General features: G+C 69.8%; 17 protein-coding genes. 11 read left to right on the forward strand and 6 right to left on the reverse strand.

Annotation, left to right across the window (positions count from 1 at the left end; translation table 11 throughout):
- Window positions 1-13: 13 nt before the first annotated feature.
- The 6 genes from V5F75_RS19395 (at window position 14) to pgi (ending at window position 5,678) form a co-directional block, all read left to right on the forward strand.
- Window positions 14-913, forward strand: coding sequence for a diguanylate cyclase (locus V5F75_RS19395; protein ID WP_394035158.1), 900 nt, complete (start codon window positions 14-16; stop codon window positions 911-913).
- Window positions 914-993: 80 nt separating this feature from the next.
- A complete protein-coding gene (gene purE / locus V5F75_RS19400; RefSeq protein WP_394035159.1) occupies window positions 994-1,476 on the forward strand; it encodes a 5-(carboxyamino)imidazole ribonucleotide mutase in 483 nt (160 codons plus the stop codon).
- Window positions 1,477-1,480: 4 nt separating this feature from the next.
- The gene (locus V5F75_RS19405; RefSeq protein WP_394035160.1) at window positions 1,481-2,590 is read left to right on the forward strand and encodes a 5-(carboxyamino)imidazole ribonucleotide synthase; all 1,110 of its coding nucleotides are present in this window, start codon (window positions 1,481-1,483) and stop codon (window positions 2,588-2,590) included.
- Window positions 2,591-2,669: 79 nt separating this feature from the next.
- Entirely contained in the window at window positions 2,670-3,026 is a 357-nt protein-coding gene (locus V5F75_RS19410) for a hypothetical protein (RefSeq protein ID WP_394035161.1), read from the forward strand.
- Window positions 3,027-3,215: 189 nt separating this feature from the next.
- Window positions 3,216-3,443: a 30S ribosomal protein S21 gene (gene rpsU / locus V5F75_RS19415; RefSeq protein ID WP_234052638.1), complete on the forward strand. Its 228-nt coding sequence runs from the start codon at window positions 3,216-3,218 to the stop codon at window positions 3,441-3,443.
- A gap of 606 nt (window positions 3,444-4,049) precedes the next feature.
- A complete protein-coding gene (gene pgi / locus V5F75_RS19420; protein ID WP_394035162.1) occupies window positions 4,050-5,678 on the forward strand; it encodes a glucose-6-phosphate isomerase in 1,629 nt (542 codons plus the stop codon).
- Window positions 5,679-5,723: 45 nt separating this feature from the next.
- Here the strand turns inward: pgi and V5F75_RS19425 are convergent, their stop codons facing one another.
- Both V5F75_RS19425 and carA read right to left on the reverse strand, forming a co-directional pair.
- A complete protein-coding gene (locus V5F75_RS19425; protein WP_394035163.1) occupies window positions 5,724-6,194 on the reverse strand; it encodes a CBS domain-containing protein in 471 nt (156 codons plus the stop codon).
- Window positions 6,195-6,559: 365 nt separating this feature from the next.
- Window positions 6,560-7,798 carry a glutamine-hydrolyzing carbamoyl-phosphate synthase small subunit gene (gene carA / locus V5F75_RS19430; RefSeq protein WP_394035164.1) on the reverse strand — a complete coding sequence of 413 codons (1,239 nt, stop codon included), beginning with the start codon at window positions 7,796-7,798 and terminating at the stop codon, window positions 6,560-6,562.
- A gap of 344 nt (window positions 7,799-8,142) precedes the next feature.
- Between carA and V5F75_RS19435 the strand changes: the two genes are divergently transcribed.
- On the forward strand, window positions 8,143-8,601 hold the full coding sequence (locus tag V5F75_RS19435) for a GatB/YqeY domain-containing protein (protein WP_394035165.1): 459 nt from the start codon (window positions 8,143-8,145) through the stop codon (window positions 8,599-8,601).
- A 158-nt stretch (window positions 8,602-8,759) separates the two neighbouring features.
- Here the strand turns inward: V5F75_RS19435 and V5F75_RS19440 are convergent, their stop codons facing one another.
- Entirely contained in the window at window positions 8,760-10,178 is a 1,419-nt protein-coding gene (locus V5F75_RS19440; RefSeq protein WP_394035166.1) for an alanine/glycine:cation symporter family protein, read from the reverse strand.
- Between the two features lie 287 nt (window positions 10,179-10,465).
- Here V5F75_RS19440 and dnaG point away from each other — a divergent pair, with 287 nt between their 5' ends.
- A complete protein-coding gene (gene dnaG / locus V5F75_RS19445) occupies window positions 10,466-12,460 on the forward strand; it encodes a DNA primase (protein WP_394035167.1) in 1,995 nt (664 codons plus the stop codon).
- A gap of 224 nt (window positions 12,461-12,684) precedes the next feature.
- Complete coding sequence (rpoD, locus tag V5F75_RS19450) at window positions 12,685-14,685, forward strand: RNA polymerase sigma factor RpoD (protein WP_394035168.1); 2,001 nt, start codon at window positions 12,685-12,687, stop codon at window positions 14,683-14,685.
- 63 nt (window positions 14,686-14,748) lie between these two features.
- Here the strand turns inward: rpoD and V5F75_RS19455 are convergent, their stop codons facing one another.
- The 3 genes from V5F75_RS19455 to V5F75_RS19465 all read right to left on the reverse strand — a co-directional run bounded on the left by V5F75_RS19455 (window position 14,749) and on the right by V5F75_RS19465 (window position 17,266).
- A complete protein-coding gene (locus V5F75_RS19455; RefSeq protein ID WP_394035169.1) occupies window positions 14,749-15,024 on the reverse strand; it encodes a DUF2798 domain-containing protein in 276 nt (91 codons plus the stop codon).
- A gap of 193 nt (window positions 15,025-15,217) precedes the next feature.
- Window positions 15,218-16,237 (reverse strand): peptidoglycan -binding protein, encoded by a 1,020-nt coding sequence (locus V5F75_RS19460; protein WP_394035170.1) that lies wholly within the window; start codon window positions 16,235-16,237, stop codon window positions 15,218-15,220.
- Between the two features lie 3 nt (window positions 16,238-16,240).
- On the reverse strand, window positions 16,241-17,266 hold the full coding sequence (locus V5F75_RS19465) for a flagellar motor protein MotA (RefSeq protein WP_394035171.1): 1,026 nt from the start codon (window positions 17,264-17,266) through the stop codon (window positions 16,241-16,243).
- A gap of 46 nt (window positions 17,267-17,312) precedes the next feature.
- Between V5F75_RS19465 and V5F75_RS19470 the strand changes: the two genes are divergently transcribed.
- Both V5F75_RS19470 and murA read left to right on the forward strand, forming a co-directional pair.
- Entirely contained in the window at window positions 17,313-17,645 is a 333-nt protein-coding gene (locus tag V5F75_RS19470; protein ID WP_394035172.1) for a hypothetical protein, read from the forward strand.
- Window positions 17,646-17,704: 59 nt separating this feature from the next.
- Window positions 17,705-18,994 carry a UDP-N-acetylglucosamine 1-carboxyvinyltransferase gene (gene murA / locus V5F75_RS19475; RefSeq protein ID WP_394035173.1) on the forward strand — a complete coding sequence of 430 codons (1,290 nt, stop codon included), beginning with the start codon at window positions 17,705-17,707 and terminating at the stop codon, window positions 18,992-18,994.
- The last annotated feature ends 14 nt before the right edge of the window (window positions 18,995-19,008 follow it).

The raw sequence follows: 19,008 nt of genomic DNA on the forward strand, positions 1-19,008 counted from the left end.
CACGGCGAGTGAGATGCAAATCGTTCTGGCGGATCCCAGTCGCGTTTCCCTCAAGCTGATCGGCCAGACGCTGCAGCTCGTCGGGCACGAGGTGATCGCCTTTTCGGACGGCGCCGACGCGCTCGACTACCTGCGCGCCGGCCATCCCATCGACGTGCTCCTGACGAGCTTCGAGCTGCCCCACGTCTCCGGCCTGGAGCTGTGCTGGGAGGCGCGGCTGATCTCGAACGCGGGGCGCCCGCTCTACGTGATCGCCATGTCGTCCAACGCCGACGGCCACCAGCTGGTGGAGGCGCTCGATTCGGGCGCGGACGACTTCGTGGCCAAGCCGCCGGTGCCGGCCGAGCTCTACGCCCGGCTGCGGGCGGCCGAGCGCATGAACCAGGCGCGGCGCGAGCTGATCCGCCTCGCCACCATCGATCCGCTGACGGGGCTCCTGAACCGCCGCGCCTTCTTCGAGCGCGCCCAGGTGATCTGCGCCGCCGGCGACGAGGGCCGCGCGGTGTCGCTGGTGATGTTCGACATCGACCACTTCAAGAAGATCAACGACACCAAGGGCCACGATGCCGGTGACTGCGTGCTGAAGGCGGTCGCGGAGGAGGCGCGGCGGGCGCCCGGCCAGGCGGCGCGCCTGGGCGGCGAGGAGTTCGTCGCCATCCTGCCGGACCATGACGCCCGCAAGGCGCTGGCGGAGGCCGAGCGCATGCGCATCACCGTGGCTCAGACCGAGGTTCCGCTGCCCTCCGGCGGCACGGTGTCCGTCACCATCTCCCTGGGCGTCGCGCAATACGAGCCGGGCGAGAGCCTGGACCAGTTCCTCAAGAAGGCGGACGTGGCCCTCTACGCCGCCAAGAACGATGGCCGCAACCGCACCGTGGTGGCCCCGCCCGCCCGCGACTCAGCCATCGCATGAGCGCAATGCCGGCGTTGCCCCTTGCCGGCGCGGCGCCGATCCGATAAACGCGCGCTTTGCGTTTGCTGAGGGTGATCGAAATGGCATCGCGGCCGGTGGCCGTCATCATGGGCAGCCAGTCCGATTGGGAAACCATGCGCCATGCGGTCGAGACGCTGGAAGCGCTTGAGATCCCGCACGACGCACTGATCGTCTCGGCACATCGCACGCCGGAGCGCATGTTCGACTTTGCCAAGTCGGCCAAGGCGGCCGGCTGCAAGGTCATCATCGCCGGTGCCGGCGGCGCGGCCCACCTGCCGGGCATGGTCGCCGCCCTCACCACCCTGCCCGTGTTCGGCGTGCCGGTGGAATCGAAGGCCATGTCGGGCCTCGACAGCCTCTATTCCATCGTGCAGATGCCGGCCGGCGTGCCGGTGGGCACCCTCGCCATCGGCAAGGCCGGCGCCACCAATGCGGCGCTGCTCGCGGCCTCCGTGCTCGCCCTCGGCGACGAGGCGCTGGCCGAACGACTCTCCGCTTGGCGCGCCGCGCGCACCGCGGCGGTGACGGAGCGTCCCGTCTGATCCTATGCTTCACCCCGGCGACACCATCGGCATCCTCGGCGGAGGCCAGCTCGGACGCATGATCGCGCTCGCGGCCGCCCAGCTCGGCCTCAAGAGCGTCATCTACTGCCCCGAGGCGGGAAGCCCCGCCTTCCAGGTGAGCGACGCGCATATCTGCGCCGCCTACGACGATTTCGAGGCCCTCGCACGCTTCGCCGCCATGGCGCAGGTGGTGACCTACGAGTTCGAGAACGTGCCGCTCGACACGGCGGAGTTCCTGGCGCAGCGCGTGCCGCTGCGGCCCGGCGCCCGCGCCCTGGCGCTCACCCAGGATCGGCTCCAGGAGAAGACCTTCGTCAACGGCCTCGGCATCGAAACCGCGCCGTTCGCGCCGGTGGACGACCTCGACGGCCTCATTCGCGCGGCGAAGGAAACCGGCCTGCCGGCGGTGCTGAAGACCCGCCGCTTCGGCTATGACGGCAAGGGGCAGGTGACGCTGCGCCCCGGCGACGACCTTTCCGCCGCCTGGGACGCCATCGGCCGGCAGAGCGCCATCCTCGAAGGCTTCGTACCGTTCGAGCGTGAGGTCTCCATCATCGCCGCCCGCCGCGCCGACGACGCCTTCGCCGCCTATGAAGTGACACAGAACGTCCACCGCAATCACATCCTGCACACCTCCACGGTGCCGGCCGAGGTGAGCGCGGCCACGGCGCGGCAGGCCCGCGCCTTCGCCTGCGCCATCGCCGGGGCGCTGGACTATGTGGGCGTGTTCGCGGTGGAGCTGTTCGTGGTCGGCCACGGCGCCGACGAGCGCGTGCTGGTGAACGAGATCGCCCCGCGCGTGCACAATTCCGGCCACTGGACCCAGGACGGGGCCGTCACCTCCCAGTTCGAGCAGCATGTGCGCGCCGTGGCCGGCTGGCCGCTGGGAGAAACCGGGCGCCTGGGCCGCGTGGAGATGACCAACCTCATCGGCGACGACGTGCTCTCCTGGCCGGAAATCCTGGCCGAGCCGGGCGCCCGCCTGCATCTCTACGGCAAGGCCGAGGCGCGTCCCGGACGCAAGATGGGCCATGTGAATCGCATCTGCGCCGAAAGCGGCGCATTTCACAACGGCGCGGGAAAAAGCTGCTGACGCCGCCGAGTCGCGGTGTGATACAACCATTAGCGAATCAGTCCTTGGTGATTCTTTTTCGGCGGCGGGGGACCCCCGGATGGCCAACGGCGAAGCTTTGTCCGATGCCCGGCAGATGGCGCTGACGCTGGCGCGATCGGGGCGGTTCTGCGGCTGGCGCCTGATCGAGATCGAGCTGCGCTTCATCCGCGGGCTCGCCATCGCCCAGGGCTTCTTCCACGATCTCAAGCTCCGGGACGAGCTGGACAGCCTCTGCCGGGCCGCCCAGCGCCAACGCCGCAGGCAGACGGACCTGCCGCCCGTGCCGCAATATCGATTCCGTGGTGGCGAGCTGCGCCGCCCGCCGGTGATCCGATTCCTGACCGATGCGGATGGCCGCGCGCCCGCCAACGACCCCTCCCCACCCTTCGCGGGAGTGCTCCTGGGCGCCGAATAATAAGCCGGCGCAAGGCCCCGCGTGGCAAAGCCGGCGGATGCGGGCGGGTGGACAACCGCGTCCCTCTCTGATAATAGAGCGCTTCCTTCGGACATGCCGCAGGGGCGCCGCTCGGCGCCTTGCCCCAGGGTTCGGAGTCCCAGATCATTTCCGCACCGGATCGGCGCAACAGTTCGAAGAGGCAAACACGTGCAAGTTCTCGTCCGCGACAACAATGTTGATCAGGCCCTGAAGGCGCTCAAGAAGAAGATGCAGCGCGAAGGGATCTTCCGCGAGATGAAGCTGCGTGGTCATTACGAGAAGCCGTCCGAGAAGCGCGCGCGCGAGCAGGCGGAAGCCATCCGCCGCGCCCGCAAGCTGGCGCGCAAGCGCGCCCAGCGCGAAGGCCTGCTGCCCTCCAAGCCCCGCAGCCGCTGAGGGCATCCCGCCGTTCCGCGCCTCGGCGGCAGAACGGCGGCCGCGCCTTCGGGGACCGATCTCGTGACGTTCGGAATCCGCGTGGTCAAGCCGCGCGGATTTTCGTTTTGACCCTCGCAGCCTGACGCCACCGGGCGCCGGCAACCGGCAAGGTGGGCGGAAGCGCAGCGTCTCCAGGCCGTGGCGGAGCCGCGCACGCCAGTTCCGGGAGGGTCGCCGTGGGCGGGCGCAGTGCGCGCGGTCCTCGCATCTGTTGAAAACCGGCCCGCGCAACTGATTCCGATACCTCCGGCTGCTGCACGGCCCCATGGGGGCTCCCTGCCCCCGGTGCAACGCCAGCGACCCGTGCTATAGGAAGGCGAGCCGGCTGCGCGTGCAGCCCCGCAAGGGGACGCCGGCCGTCTTGGAACCGGCCCGCCCCATCCGGTTCATCACTCCACCACCCTATCGCCTCCAATGGGGCAGTGCCGGCACATGAGCGACGTACTGCTGTCAACCTCGGGGTGCATGGGTGTCTCCGGTACGTCAACCACCGTGAGACCGGATGCCGACGGATCGCTCGGCGCCGCCGGGGGACCGCCGGACGGTCGAAGGACCCCTTCGTCCATGACCGCGACCCAGCCCCTGTGGAGTATGCTTGCCTCCACCCGCGCGGCGGCCCGCCGCGACCTGCGCGTGCTCAATGCCGAGCCCGGCCGCTTTGCCGCCTTCTCCCGCACGGATGGCGGCCTGCTGCTCGACTTTTCCAAGACCGAGCTTGATGCGTCCTCCCTCGCCCTGCTGCTGCAGGTGGCCGAGGCCGCGGGTGTCGCCCGGCTGCGTGACGCCATGTTCGCGGGCGCGCGCATCAACACCACCGAGAATCGGGCCGTGCTCCATGTCGCCCTGCGCGACAGCACCGCAACGCCCCTCATGCTCGACGGGGTGGACGTGAAGATGGAGGTCCGCGCCACGCTGGAGCGGCTCACCGCTTTCGCGGAGGGCGTGCGCGCGGGCCGCATCCCCGGCGCCACGGGCCGCGCCATCACCGATGTGGTGAATATCGGCATCGGCGGCTCGGATCTCGGACCGGCCATGGCCACCCAGGCGCTGGCGCCCTACCATGACGGCCCCCGCTGCCACTTCGTTTCCAACGTGGACGGCGCCCATGTGGCCGACACGCTGAAGGGGCTGGACCCCGCCACCACCCTCGTCATCGTCGCCTCCAAGACCTTCACCACCGTGGAGACCATGCGCAACGCCCGCACGGCGCGCGCCTGGATCGTCGAGGCGCTGGGGGAGGAGGCGGTCGGCCTTCATTTCGCTGCGGTATCCACCGCTGGCGACAAAGTCGCCGCCTTCGGCATCCCGCAGGCGCGCACCTTCGGCTTCTGGGACTGGGTGGGCGGGCGCTACTCCCTTTGGTCGGCCATCGGCCTGCCGGTGATGCTGGCCATCGGGCCGGAGCGCTTCCGCGAGCTGCTGGCCGGCGCCGAGGCGATGGACCGGCACTTCCGCAGCGCCCCGTTCGCGGAGAACCTGCCGGTGCTGCTCGCCCTGGTGGGCCTGTGGCACCGCAACGTCTGCGACTATGCCAGCCGCGCCGTGGTGCCCTATGACCAGCGGCTCGCGCGCATGCCGGCCTATCTCCAGCAGCTCGACATGGAGAGCAACGGCAAGGGCGTGACGCGCGAGGGGCTGCCCGTGGCCCAGGCCACCGGCCCGGTGGTGTGGGGCGAGCCCGGCACCAATGCCCAGCATGCCTTCTTCCAGCTCCTGCACCAGGGCACGCAGATCGTGCCGGTGGAGTTCCTGGTGGCGGCCGAGGGCCACGAGCCGGAACTGCGGGAGCATCATGAGCTTCTGGTGGCGAGCTGCCTTGCCCAGTCGGAAGCGCTCATGCGCGGGCGCACGCTGGAGGAGGCCTCCGCCCAGCTGCGGGCGAAGGGCCTCCCCGAGGCCGAGGTGGCGGCGCTGGCGCCGCACCGGGTGTTCTCCGGAAACCGCCCGTCGGTGACCCTCGCCTACCGCCGACTCGATCCCTACACCCTCGGCCGCCTTCTCGCCCTCTACGAGCACAGGGTGTTCGTGGAGGCGGCGGTGTGGAACATCAATGCCTTCGACCAATGGGGCGTGGAGCTGGGCAAGGAACTCGCCACCGCACTCCTGCCCGCCGTGCGCGGAGAAGGCGCCCCCGAGGGCGCCTCCGGTTCCACCCTCGGGCTGCTCGCGCACCTCTCCTCCCACCACGCCTGAGCGGCGGGACTTCAGCCCACGCGCCCGCACCGGCGAGTCCCGGTCTCAGCTCAGCACGGTCAGCTCCGGCGCCCCGCTCGTCAGCAGGGCGTCGGCATGGCCCTTTGCCTCCGCCTCGCGCAGGAAATGGCGCAGGAGATCGGTGGCGCTGATGACGCCGACGAGGGCGAAATCCTCCATCACCGGCAGATGGCGCACCTGGTTTTCATCCATGAGCCGCAGGGCGGTGATGATGGAATCCGTGGGCGCGCAGCAGGTGGGCTCCCGCTCCAGGAAGGAGGCGAGCAGCATGCCCGGCGCCTGTGCGCCGTAGGCCAGCACCGCGCGCGCCACATCGCGCTCGGAGAACACGCCGATGACAGTGCCGTGCTCCGAGCCGCATTCGTCCATCACCAGGACGGACGAGACGTTCTCACGCTTCATCAGCAAGGTGGCCTTGGCCAACGTCTCGGAGACGCGGATGGCGATGATGCGGGTGTCGCGCTTGGCGCGCAGGATGTCGTCCACGGTGATCACTGGCGTTCCCTCCCCCGCCGGCTGGTGGCGGCGTCTTGCGAAGGCTCCTGCCCCGATGGCGCCCGGCGGCTGCCGGACGACCCATGCTGAGCCGCGACAAATCGTCCTGTCAACCGCAAGCGCGACATTTTGGCGCATGATACCGCCGCGCGTCGTCCGGATACCGCCGACCGACGGGCCTGCGGTATCGGAGCGCAGCCGGGAAGCAGCGCAGCCGCGCGCCCACCCGCGGCACGGAGCCGTGGCGGGGCCGGACGAGATTCTTTTTGGGAGGAAAGGCCGCCGCAGCGGCGGCGACGCGCGCCCGCGGATGGGGCGGCGAAAACCGCCCCGCGCGCGTCCTGCGGCGGGGCGGTGGAGGCGGCTCAGGCCGCCTTGTTCTTCTCGATCAGCGCCACGAACCGGTCGAACAGATAGTGGCTGTCCTGGGGGCCGGGGCTGGCCTCCGGGTGGTACTGCACCGAGAACACCGGCTTGTCGGAGAGGGCGATGCCGGCATTCGAGCCGTCGAACAGGGAGACGTGGGTCTCCACCGCGTTGGCGGGCAGGCTCTCCCGGTCCACCGCGAAACCGTGGTTCATGGAGGTGATCTCCACCTTGCCGGTGGTGAGGTCCTTCACGGGGTGGTTCGCGCCGTGGTGGCCCTGGTGCATCTTGACGGTCTTGCCGCCCACCGCGAGGCCGATCATCTGGTGGCCGAGGCAGATGCCAAAAGTGGGCACGCCGGCCGAGATGACATCGCGGATCACCGGGACCGCATATTCCCCCGTGGCCGCCGGATCGCCGGGGCCGTTGGAGAGGAACACGCCATCGGGCTTCAGCGCCAGGATATCCTCCGCCGAGGTGGTGGCGGGCACCACCGTCACCTTGCAGCCGGCGGCGGCGAGCAGGCGCAGGATGTTGCGCTTCACGCCGTAGTCCACCGCCACCACATGGTGGCGCGGGGCATCCTGGCGGCCATAGCCGGCGGGCCATTCCCAGGGGGTCTCGGTCCAGTCGAAGCGCTGGGCGGCGGTGACGGAGGGCACGAGATCCATGCCCACCAGCCCCGGCCACGCCCGCGCCTCCGCCTTGAGGGCGGGGATATCGAACTCGCCCTTGGGCGAATGGGCGATGACCGCGTTCGGCATGCCCGCCTCGCGGATGAGCGCGGTGAGGGCGCGGGTGTCGATGCCGGTGATGCCGGGAATGCCGCGCGCCTTCAGCCAGGCATCGAGCGAACGCGTGGCGCGGTAGTTGGACGGCGCGGTGATGGCCGTGCGCAGCACCACCCCCCGCACACCCGACGCGGCGGCCATGGACACCGTTTCGATGTCCTCCTCGTTGGTGCCGACATTGCCGATGTGCGGAAAGGTGAAGGTGATGATCTGCCCCGAATAGGACGGATCGGTGAGGACTTCCTCATAGCCGGTCATGGCGGTGTTGAAGCACACCTCGCCGGCGAGCGTGGCCTCGGCACCGATGCCGAAGCCTTCGAGCACCGTGCCGTCGGCAAGGACGAGAACGGCGGTGGGGACGGGCTCGCTCCAGCCGTCAGCCGCGGGAGAGCGCCCGGAGCCGGTGGCAACCGGCTCGGTGGGGGTCTGGTCTTGTTCGTTCGTCATGGATCGCCTAGATAGAGCGTCACGCGCCGCGTTTCCAGCGTCCGCGCGCGAAAAAACGTGTGCGCCGGTGCCCGGCGCTTCGAGATCCGCCCCGGCCGCCAGGCGCTGCCTGCGGCGCCCCCTCGGGAGGGCGCATCCGCAGGAACCGAGCATGCCGGAGCCTTATCGCCGGGATGTGTGACACGACGCTGGACCATTCGAGCCCGAGCCTGTGAACATTCACGTGAACGCGCGGCTGTCCCTGCCCGGTGGCCCAGGCGCCCTCACGCCGCAAGGTGGTGAGCGCCCCGCCCGGCAGGCCGGCCCGCGTTCCGCGCCCGGCTCTTCTTCAAGGAAACCGACCCGTGCTTCGTGACGACATCAACGCCGCCCTGAAAGAGGCGATGAAGGCCCAGGACAAGCGCCGCCTGTCCACCCTGCGCCTCGTCAACGCCGCCCTGAAGGACCGCGACATCGAGCAGCGCGGCCAGGGCAAGGACCCCTTGACCGACGACGAGCTGCGCGCCCTGCTCGCCAAGATGGTGAAGCAGCGCGAGGAAAGCGCCAGGATCTACGACGAGGGCGGACGCCCCGAGCTCGCGGCCCAGGAGCGCGAGGAAATCGCCTACATCCAGGCGTTCCTGCCCCAGGCCCTGTGCGAGGCGGACACCCGCGCCGCCATCGCCGCCGTCATCGGCGAGATCGAGGCCAAGGGCATCAAGGACATGGGCCGCACCATGGCGGTGCTGAAGGAGCGCCATGCCGGCGCCATCGACTTCGGCAAGGCCTCCCAGTGGGTGAAGGAAGCCCTCACCGCTGGCTGAGCCGCGCGCCACGCGTCCGGCGGGGACGCCAGACCCCGCCGGACGATGCCGCCTTTCGGCCCATCCTCAAGCGAATTGGACACCGGTTCGCGTGAAGAAAACGCTCGGCATCAAGGGCCGAGAGCGATCTCCGCGAGCCGGTGCGAGCGGAAGTCACTCTAGCGGCGGCTCCAGATCTGCGTGTCGATCTCGTTCGCCAGGTCGGGCATCTCGCTCGCGAGGAACATGGGTTCCTCGCCGGCCCGGCGCTTGTCGAGATAATCCTTCGCCAGCCGCGCCACGAGACCCGACAGGAACAGGATGGCCACGAGGTTGATGGAGGCCATCAGCCCCATGGCGGCGTCCGCCGTGTTGAACACGGTGGTGACGCTTTCCAGCGCCCCCCACACCACCATGGCCAGCAGCGCGATGCGCAGCACCGCCACCCCGGCCACATGCCCGTGCCCCAGGAAGACGAGCGCGTTCTCGGCGTAGGAATAGTTGCCGATGATGGAGGTGAAGGCGAAGAAGAAGATGGCGATGGCCACGAAGTAGCGCCCGGCCGAGCCGATATGCACCTCCATGGCCGCCTGGGTGAGCTGGGTTCCGGTGACACCGTTTCCGGGCACGATCACGTCGGCCAGCAGAATCAGCAGCGCGGTGGCGGTGCAGATGACGATGGTGTCCACGAACACGCCCAGCGACTGCACGAAGCCCTGGCTCACCGGGTGGTGCGGGTCGGGCGTCGCCACCGCGGCGATGTTGGGCGCGCTGCCCATGCCCGCCTCGTTGGAGAACAGGCCGCGCTTCACGCCGTTCATCATGGCGAGGGTGACCGAGCCCGCCACGCCCCCCGCCGCCTGCTCCACGCCGAAGGCGCTGGCGACGATGTGGTAGAGCATGGCCGGCACCTCGGTGATGTTGGTCACCAGCGCATAGAGGGCGAACAGCACGTAGGCGCCCGCCATGAACGGCACCACCAGCTCCGCCGTGCGGGCGATGGCCGCGATGCCGCCGAAGATGATGACCCCCGCGAGCGCCGCGATGACGAGGCCGGTGCCGAGCTTCGGCAGGCCGAAGGCGCCCTCCATGGCATCGGCGATGGAATTGGCCTGCACCGCATTGAACACGAGCCCGAAGGACAGGATGAGGCACACCGAGAACACCGCGCCGGCCCACGGCGCCTTCAGCCCCTTGGAGATGTAGAAGGCGGGCCCGCCGCGGTAGCGGCCTTTCTCGTCCTTCACCTTGTAGAGCTGGGCGAGGGTGCTTTCGGCGAAGGCGGTGGCCATGCCCAGGGTCGCCACCACCCACATCCAGAAGATGGAACCCGGCCCACCGAGGTAGAGCGCCACCGCCACCCCAGCGATGTTGCCGGTGCCCACCCGCGAGGCGAGCGACGTGCAGAGCGCCTGGAACGGGGTGATGCCCGACTTGTCGGTGGTATTCGCGCGCAGCACCGAGCGCAGCATCTCCGGAAAATGGCGCACCTGGATGAACCCGAGCCGAAGCGTGAAATAGATGCCCACCGCCAGGAGGCCGTAGATCAGCACATAGCCCCAGAAGATGGTGTTCAGAAAGTTGATGACCGTATCCATGGCCAAGCCCCGGTTGCCCTTGGGAAGGCTAGCGCCGGCACAGCCCCCGGTCCACGGCAAAGCTCTCGCCGCGGGTGCGCCTTTCGTCATCGTCCCGCCCGAATCGGCGCTTGTGGATAACGAGGATTGCGGGTGTGACGTGCGGGTGCGCGCCGCCGCGCCGGACATGGCCTGAAGTCCGCCCGCCGGGCCGTCGCCCGTTGGTGTACGATTTCGTCGACGGACGTTAACGGGCGGCGGCCCAGGCTCCGGCCCCCTGCCCTGTTCCTGACTGAATTGATTCGCGCATGCGCTTTTCCCCCGCCTTCCTCGATGAGATCCGCGCCCGCCTGCCGGTGTCGGAGGTGGTGGGCCGGCGCGTCAAGCTGAAGAAGCAGGGGCGTGAGTTCGCCGGCCTCTCACCCTTCAACGCGGAGAAGACGCCCTCCTTTTTCGTGAACGACCAGAAGGGCTTCTACCACTGCTTCTCCTCCGGCAAGCACGGCGACGTGTTCGATTTCCTGATGGAGACGGAAGGGCTGCCCTTCGGCGAGGCGGTGGAGCGGCTCGCGTCCATGGCCGGGCTGCCGCTGCCGGAGGTGACGCCCGAGGCCGCCGCCAAGGAGGAGCGCCGCCGCTCGCTCTATGAGGTGATGGCGCTCGCCGCCCGGCATTTTGAAGAGACGCTGCAATCGCGCCTGGGCGCAAAGGCCCGCGGCTACCTCGCGGACCGCGAGCTCGGCCCCGCCACCCAGCAGCGCTTCCACCTGGGCTATTCCGCCGGCGAGCGCTTCCACCTGAAGGAGGCGCTGGGCCGGCAGGGCGTGCCGGTGGAGGCCATGGTGGAATGCGGCCTCCTCATTTCGGGTGAGGACATTCCCGTCCCCTACGACCGCTTCCGCGACCGGGTGATGTTTCCCATCACCGACCTGAAGGGCCGGGTGGTGGCCTTCGGCGGGCGGGCGCTGGAGAAGGATGTCCCGGCCAAGTACCTGAACTCGCCGGAAACCGTGCTCTTCCACAAGGGCGGCCTGCTCTACAACGGCTTCGAGGCCCGCGCGAGCGCCCACAAGGGCGCGCGGGTGATCGTGGTGGAAGGCTATGTGGACGTGATCGCCATGGTGGAGGCGGGCTTCGGCGGCACCGTGGCGCCCCTCGGCACCGCCCTCACCGAGGACCAGCTCCAGCTGCTCTGGCGCATGTCGGAGGAGCCGCTGCTGCTGTTCGACGGCGACAAGGCGGGCCTGCGCGCCGCCCGCCGCGCCATGGATATCGCCCTGCCGCACCTCAAGGCCGGGCGCTCCCTGTCCTTCGCCACCCTGCCGGAAGGCCAGGACCCGGACGACCTCATCCGCCGCTCGGGGCGCGAGGCCATGGAGCAGGTGCTGGCCGGCGCCCGCCCGCTGGCGGCGGAGCTCTGGACGCGGGAGAGCGAGGCCGCCGCCCTCGACACGCCCGAGCGCCGCGCGGCGCTGGAAGCGCGGCTCCACGAGATCGTGAACGTCATCACCGACGAGACCGTGCGCAAGCACTACCGCCAGGAGATGAACGAGCGCCTGCGCGCGCTGCTCGCCCCCGCGGGCGGACGCGGCGGCGGACGCGATGGCCGGTCCGGCGGCTGGCAGGCAAATGGCCGGCAGGGAAGCGGCTGGCAAGGTGGCGGCTGGGGCGCGGGCCGCGCCGGCGGGCGCGGGGCCGAGCGGGGCGCCGGGCGCGGGCGGGAGACCGGCTTCGGCTCCGTGGGCGGGGAAATCGCCCGCACGGCGCTGGTGCGCGGGCCACTGGCGGCGCTGCCGCGCAACGAGGCTCTGCTGCTGTTCTGCCTCATCAACCACCCGTTCCTGCTGGACGAGGCGGCGGAGGACGTGGCCGACCTGCCCTTCGCCAACCCGGAGGCGGACCGCCTGCGACAGGCCCTCATCGCCGCCCACCTGGAGGGCGCGCACAACGAGGGCGGGCAGTGGGATACCCTCGCCGAGCGGCTCGGCAGTTCCGACCTCGACGCCCTTTCCGGCCGGGTCCGGAGCCTCGCCAACCCACAAATGGACTGGCCAGCCTACGCTGATACCGCAAAAGAGGATGCGCGGCTCTGGTGGCAGCAGCGGACGGCCTTGCATCGCAAGGCTCACGCGCTATCTAGGGAATTGAAAGAGGCCGAGCGGTCCTTCGGGGATGACCCGAGCGAGGCGAATTTCGCTTGGCTGCGCGACGTGCGCGAGCGCCTCTCCACGGCGGAGGGGATGGAGGCGCTGGTGGAAGGTTTCGGCGCGCTGTCGGGCCGCAGGTCGGCACGCCCGGTGTAGAAGGCGGCCCCGCGCAAAGGGCGGCCAAAGGGGCGCAGGATTTCGGCCCGGCGGCCTCGGGTGGTGCGGAATACCGTCCTGCGGGATGGGCCGCCGTTCAGGCGGGCTTAACGGGGACGCGTCCAAAAGGGGCGCGACCGGAGCCGAGTACGACAGGCGGCGGGGCCGGAGGGCCGCGTCGCCGTTTCGCCGTTGAAGATCGGCGAGATCATCAGGAGATGTCCATGGCGAAGCAATCTGCCGAGACGACCGACGCGCCCGAGAAGGAGACCGACGCCCCCGACGGGCCGTTGCTCGACCTCTCGGACGCGGCCGTCCGGAAGATGATCAAGAACGCCAAGCGCCGGGGCTACGTGACCTACGAGCAGCTCAACGAGGTGATGCCCTCCGAGGAGGTCACCTCCGAGCAGATCGAGGACACCCTCGCGATGCTCAACGACATGGGCATCAACGTGATCGAGGCCGAGGAGGCCGAGGCCGAGGAGAACGGCGAGGAAGGCGAAACCGCCGAGGAGCCCGAGGAGGCCGAAGGCGGCGAGCTGGCCGAGCCGGCCCCGCGCGCCCTTGCCCGCTCCGAGGCCAAATCGGAGCCCGCCGAGCGCACCGATGATCCGGTAAGGATGTACCTTCGCGAGATGGGCTCGGTGGAGCTGCTCTCGCGCGAGGGCGAGATCGCCATCGCCAAGCGCATCGAGGCCGGCCGCGAGGCCATGATCGCCGGCCTGTGCGAGAGCCCCCTCACCTTCCAGGCCATCATCATCTGGCGCGACGAGCTGGTGGAAGGCAAGGTCCTGCTGCGGGACATCATCGACCTCGAGGCCACCTATGCCGGCCCCGAGGGCAAGAACCCGCCGGCCGCCCTGGGCGAGGAAGCCGCCCTTGCCCCCGAGGCTGGGGAAGACGGCATCCTGGGCGAGCCCCCCATTCCGGAGGGGGACGAGGACGACATGGAGAATTCCATGTCGCTCGCGGCCATGGAGGCGGAGATCAAGCCGAAGGTGCTGGAGACCTTCGACCGCATCGCCGGCTCCTACGTCAAGCTGCGCCGCCTGCAGGACCAGAACGTCGAATCGAAGCTCAAGAACGAGAGCCTCTCGCCGGCGCAGGAGCGCAAGGCCAAGAAGCTCAAGGAAGACCTCGTCCTCGACGTGAAGAGCCTCTCCCTCAACCAGGCGCGCATCGACGCCCTGGTGGAGCACCTCTACGAGATCAACAAGCGGCTCGTGTCGCTTGAGGGCCGCCTGCTGCGCCTTGCCGAGAGCTACGGCGTCTCGCGCGACGACTTCCTGAAGAACTACCTGGGCTCCGAGCTCGACCCCAAGTGGGTGCTGCGCGTCTCCAAGCTCGGCTCGCGGGGCTGGAAGGGCTTCGTGGCCCACGAGAAGGACGGCATCAAGGATCTGCGCGGCGACATCCACGCTCTGGCCACCGAGACGGGGCTGGAGATCGCGGAATTCCGCAAGATCGTGCAGATGGTGCAGAAGGGCGAGAAGGAAGCCCGCCAGGCGAAGAAGGAAATGGTGGAGGCGAACCTGCGCCTCGTCATCTCCATCGCCAAGAAGTACACGAACCGCGGCCTGCAGTTCCTGGATCTCATCCAGGAGGGCAACATCGGCCTCATGAAGGCCGTGGACAAGTTCGAGTACCGGCGCGGCTACAAGTTCTCCACCTATGCCACGTGGTGGATCCGGCAGGCCATCACCCGCTCCATCGCGGACCAGGCCCGCACCATCCGCATCCCCGTGCACATGATCGAGACGATCAACAAGATCGTCCGCACCTCGCGCCAGATGCTCCACGAGATCGGCCGCGAGCCGACCCCGGAGGAGCTGGCCGAGAAGCTCGGCATGCCGCTGGAGAAGGTGCGCAAGGTGCTGAAGATCGCCAAGGAGCCCATCTCCCTCGAAACGCCCATCGGCGACGAGGAAGATTCGCACCTGGGCGACTTCATCGAGGACAAGAACGCGGTGCTGCCCATCGACGCCGCCATCCAGTCCAACCTGCGCGAGACGACCACCCGCGTGCTCGCCTCCCTCACCCCGCGCGAGGAACGCGTGCTGCGCATGCGCTTCGGCATCGGCATGAACACCGACCACACCCTTGAGGAAGTGGGCCAGCAGTTCTCGGTGACGCGCGAGCGCATCCGCCAGATCGAGGCCAAGGCCCTGCGCAAGCTCAAGCACCCGAGCCGGAGCCGCAAGCTGCGGTCGTTCCTGGACAATTGAGCGCCGCGGGCGCGCCATGACGAGACGGACGAAGGCGGCCCCAGGGCCGCCTTTTCTTTTGGCTCACCGGCCGGGCACCTCCACCACCAGCGCCACGATGCGCCGCACGAGCGGCAGCACCAGGAGCAGGGTGGGAAAGGCCACCAGCCAGGAGAGCCCCCACGCCCCCGGCCAGACGGCGAGGAAATCTGCGGTGAGGCCGAAGCCGTGGGCAGTGGCGACGGCGGAGACCACCAGGGTCATCAGCACCGAAAGCACCAGGGGCATCACGAAACCGGCGTAGCGCGCCGGCAAGCGGCGTCGCCCCGCGCGGAACGAAGAAGAGGAATTGGAAGGCATAGGGCCATCCCTGCTGGATGGTCCGGGCAGGTCCGGAGGCATATCGCATCCGGCCGGCCGCGAGACCGGGTTGGATGCGTTGCCTGACGTCGGACGCTTACGGCGCCGGAACAAGCCGACGCTCCGGCATCTGGCCCGAGGGCGGGCCGGCCGTCAAGCCCGCGGGCGCACCTTCCGTGCCCCTCCGCCCCCCTCACCGGTCCGTCAGCTTCAGCTCGATGCGGCGGTTGCGGGCGCGGGCTTCGTCGGTCGTGCCGGTGTCGATGGGCTGGAACTCCCCGAAGCCGGCGGCGATCAGGTGCTGCGGGCTCACCCCCTTGCCCACCAGATACTGCACCACCGCGATGGCGCGCGCCGCCGAAAGCTCCCAGTTGGAGGGGAATTGGGAGGTGGCGATGGGCCGGTTGTCGGTGTGCCCGTCGATGCGCAGGGCCCAGTCGATATCCGTCGGGATCTCCTTCTCCAGGTCCAGGATGGCGGAGGCGAGCTTGTCCAGCTCGGCCTGGGCCTCGGGCTTCAGGGTGGCGGAGCCGGGATCGAAGAACACCTCGGACTGGAACACGAAGCGATCGCCCACCACCCGGATGTCCGGCCGGTTGCCCAATATGTCCTTGAGGCGGCCGAAGAATTCGGAGCGGAAGCGGGTCAGCTCCTGCACCCTCTGGGCGAGCGCCACGTTCAGCCGGCGGCCGAGATCGGCGATCCGGGACTGGCTTTCCTTGTCCTTCTGCTCGGTGGCGTTCAGCGCCTCCTCCAGCGCCGCCATCTGCCGGCGCAGGGCGGCGATCTGCTGGTTGAGCAGGTCGATCTGCGAGAGGGCGCGGGTGGCGACATCCTTCTGCGCGTCGAGGTCACGCGCGAGGGATTGCTCGCGGCTGCCGTCGGGCGCGGCCGGCACGGCGGAAAGCTGGCCGCGCAGGCCGTCGCGCTCGGCCTTCGTCGCCTCCAGGGAGGCGCGCACGGCGGCAAGCTCGGTCTCGTTGTTCTGGCCGCTGGCGCGCTCCAGGGAGAGCAGCTCCGTGAGCTGGCGGATCTGCGCCTGGAGGCGCTGGAGCACGTTATCCTTGCCCGTCATTTCCTGGGTCAGGAAGAACTGGGTGAGCATGAAGACGGACAGAAGGAAGATGAACACCAGCAGCAGCGTCGAAAGCGCATCGACGAAGCCGGGCCAATAGTCGATGTGGCGGTCGCGCCCGCGCCGGCCGAGGGCCATGGCTCACCTCCGCTCGGGGCCGGGGCCGGTCTTCTCCAGCCGCTCCACCAGATGGCGCAGGTTTTCCTGCTGGCGTCCCTGGGTGTCGAGCAGCTGGCGGATGAGCGCCTGCTCCGAGCGCAGGTGCGTCACCAGCCCCTGCAGGCTCTCGGCGAGGTGGGACATGGCGGCGGTGACCCGCTGGGAGCCGGCCTCCGACATGGTCTTCTCCAGCCGGTCGATGGCGGCGACGAGCTCATCCGCCTCGATGCGCGGCGCCGGCAGGGCGACATACGCGCCGCCGGCCCGCTCCGGTGCGCCCGGCGCGATGTCGAGGTCGCGCACGGTGGTGGAGAGCCAGTCCTCCAGGTCGATATAGAAGCGGTTCTGCGCCTGCCCGGCCTGCAGATCGAGGAAGCCCAGCACCAGCGAGCCGGCGAGGCCGAACAGCGACGACGAGAAGGCGATGCCCATGCCACCCAGCGGCGCGGCCAGCCCGGTCTTCATGTCCTCGAACACCGAGCCCGAATCCGGCCCCACCTGCAGCGAGCTGATGACCCGGCCGATGGAGGAGACCGTCTCCAGAAGGCCCCAGAAGGTGCCGAGCAGGCCCAGGAACACCAGCAGGCCGGTGAGGTAGCGCGCCATGTCGCGGCTCTCGTCGAGCCGCGTGCCGATGGAATCGAGGATGGAGCGCATGGTGGTCTGGGTGATGGTCATGCGCCCCACCCGGTCGCGCAGCAGCGCCGCCATGGGCGCGAGCAGGGTGGGCGTGCGCGACACCTCCAGCCCCGGATCGGCGAGGCGGAAGGAGTTCACCCAGTCCACCTCCGGGAACAGCCGCGCCACCTGCCGGATGGCGAGGATGATGCCCACCGCCAGCACCCCGAAGATGACGCCGTTGAGCCCGGGATTGTTGAGGAAGGCGGCGGCGATCTGCCGGTGCAGCACCGCCGCCAGGGCCGCGCACAGCGCCAGGAACACCACCATGCGCACCAGGAAGATGCGCGGCGAGGACAGTTTCACGTAAGGCTCGACGGCGCGCGTCATGCTGGCTCCCGGGCGTGTGCCCCGCATGTCTCCTCGGCGGGGGACTATGGCACAGCGCGCGGCAAATGACACCGCGCCGCGTGCCCGTGCGGAACATCTGGAACCGCTCGAAGCCGGCATTGGGCGCCGGCCTGCCTTGCATCCGCCGCAAGGGGCGGCTAACTCGCCCGCCATGTCGCAGCCGCCGGAAAAGACCGCCCGCCTCGCCGCCGCGCTCAAGGCCAACCTCGCGCGCCGCAAGGCCCAGACCCGCGCCCGCCGCACGGCGGAGGCCGAGGGCGCCGACGCGCCCGGCCCGGACGGCACGGCTGCACGCGAAGGTGGTATCGCGGGCGAGCCGGGCGCGGCGGCGATTGTGCCGGGCGGGAAGGCACGCTAGATCTAGACATTTGAAAGCGCTGCGGGCAGGCCCGCGCGGCGCCGGGGAACAGGACCAGCATGGACAAGATTCGCATCGTCGGCGGCAACGCGCTCCAGGGCACCATTCCGATCTCCGGCGCCAAGAACGCGGCCCTCCCGCTGATGATCGCGAGCCTCCTCACCGAGGAGAAGCTGATCCTGGAGAACGTGCCGCGCCTCGCGGACGTGGCGCTGCTGCAGCGCATCCTGGGCAACCACGGGGTGGACATCACCACCAACGGCAAGCGCAACGGCGACGACCCCGATGCCGGCCAGACGCTGGAAATCGACGCCCGCGTGATCGTCGACACCACCGCGCCCTACGATCTCGTCTCGCGCATGCGCGCCTCGTTCTGGGTGCTGGGGCCGCTGGTCGCCCGCATGGGCGTCGCGAAGGTGTCGCTGCCGGGCGGCTGCGCCATCGGCACCCGGCCGGTGGATTTCCACCTGGATGCGCTGAAGGCGCTGGGCGCCGACCTCGAGATCGACGGCGGCTACGTGGTGGCCCGCGCCCCGAAGGGGCTGAAGGGCGCCCGCATCGTGTTCCCCAAGGTTTCGGTGGGCGCCACCCACACCGCGCTCATGGCCGCCGCCCTGGCCGAGGGCGAGACGGTCATCGAGAACGCCGCCCGCGAGCCTGAAGTGACCGACCTCGCCGACTGCCTGGTGAAGATGGGCGCGCGCATCTCCGGCGCCGGCACCGCCACCATTCATGTGCAGGGCACGCAGCGCCTGCGCGGCGCGCGCCACGCGGTGCTGCCCGACCGCATCGAGACCGGCACCTACGCCATGGCCACCGCCATGGTGGGCGGCGACGTGCTGCTCGCCGGCGCGCGGGCCGACCTGCTCGAAAACGCGCTCGACGTGCTGCGCGCGGCGGGCGCCGAGATCGACGTCACCAACGAGGGGCTGCGCGTGCGCCGCAACGGCGCCGGCATCCTGCCGGTGGAGGTGAGCACCGCCCCCTACCCCGGCTTCCCCACCGATCTCCAGGCCCAGCTCATGGCCCTGATGACCAAGGCGAAGGGCCGCTCGCGCATCACCGAGACCATCTTCGAGAACCGCTTCATGCATGTGCAGGAGCTGGCGCGGCTCGGCGCCCGCATCCAGCTCGACGGCGACACCGCCACCATCGAGGGTGCCGAGCGCCTCACCGGCGCGCCGGTGATGGCCACCGACCTGCGTGCCTCGGTCTCCCTCGTCATCGCCGGCCTCGCGGCCGAGGGCGAGACGCTGGTGCAGCGCGTCTACCACCTGGACCGCGGCTTCGAGAAGCTGGAAGCCAAGCTCTCGCGCTGCGGCGCGCAGATCGAGCGCATCACCGGCTGAGCGCCCGCCGGGCG

It is taken from the genome of Xanthobacter albus (genome assembly GCF_043194895.2).
GTDB lineage: Bacteria > Pseudomonadota > Alphaproteobacteria > Rhizobiales > Xanthobacteraceae > Xanthobacter.

Excerpts from the sequence above, each read along its gene's own strand:
- V5F75_RS19395 (WP_394035158.1), top strand. The coding sequence starts at position 14 with ATGCAAATCGTTCTGGCGGATCCCAGTCGCGTTTCCCTCAAGCTGATC.
- purE (WP_394035159.1), top strand. The coding sequence starts at position 994 with ATGGCATCGCGGCCGGTGGCCGTCATCATGGGCAGCCAGTCCGATTGG.
- V5F75_RS19405 (WP_394035160.1), top strand. The coding sequence starts at position 1,481 with ATGCTTCACCCCGGCGACACCATCGGCATCCTCGGCGGAGGCCAGCTC.
- V5F75_RS19410 (WP_394035161.1), top strand. The coding sequence starts at position 2,670 with ATGGCCAACGGCGAAGCTTTGTCCGATGCCCGGCAGATGGCGCTGACG.
- pgi (WP_394035162.1), top strand. The coding sequence starts at position 4,050 with ATGACCGCGACCCAGCCCCTGTGGAGTATGCTTGCCTCCACCCGCGCG.
- carA (WP_394035164.1), bottom strand. The coding sequence starts at position 7,798 with ATGACGAACGAACAAGACCAGACCCCCACCGAGCCGGTTGCCACCGGC.
- V5F75_RS19440 (WP_394035166.1), bottom strand. The coding sequence starts at position 10,178 with ATGGATACGGTCATCAACTTTCTGAACACCATCTTCTGGGGCTATGTG.
- dnaG (WP_394035167.1), top strand. The coding sequence starts at position 10,466 with ATGCGCTTTTCCCCCGCCTTCCTCGATGAGATCCGCGCCCGCCTGCCG.
- rpoD (WP_394035168.1), top strand. The coding sequence starts at position 12,685 with ATGGCGAAGCAATCTGCCGAGACGACCGACGCGCCCGAGAAGGAGACC.
- V5F75_RS19455 (WP_394035169.1), bottom strand. The coding sequence starts at position 15,024 with ATGCCTTCCAATTCCTCTTCTTCGTTCCGCGCGGGGCGACGCCGCTTG.
- V5F75_RS19460 (WP_394035170.1), bottom strand. The coding sequence starts at position 16,237 with ATGGCCCTCGGCCGGCGCGGGCGCGACCGCCACATCGACTATTGGCCC.
- V5F75_RS19465 (WP_394035171.1), bottom strand. The coding sequence starts at position 17,266 with ATGACGCGCGCCGTCGAGCCTTACGTGAAACTGTCCTCGCCGCGCATC.
- V5F75_RS19470 (WP_394035172.1), top strand. The coding sequence starts at position 17,313 with ATGGCACAGCGCGCGGCAAATGACACCGCGCCGCGTGCCCGTGCGGAA.
- murA (WP_394035173.1), top strand. The coding sequence starts at position 17,705 with ATGGACAAGATTCGCATCGTCGGCGGCAACGCGCTCCAGGGCACCATT.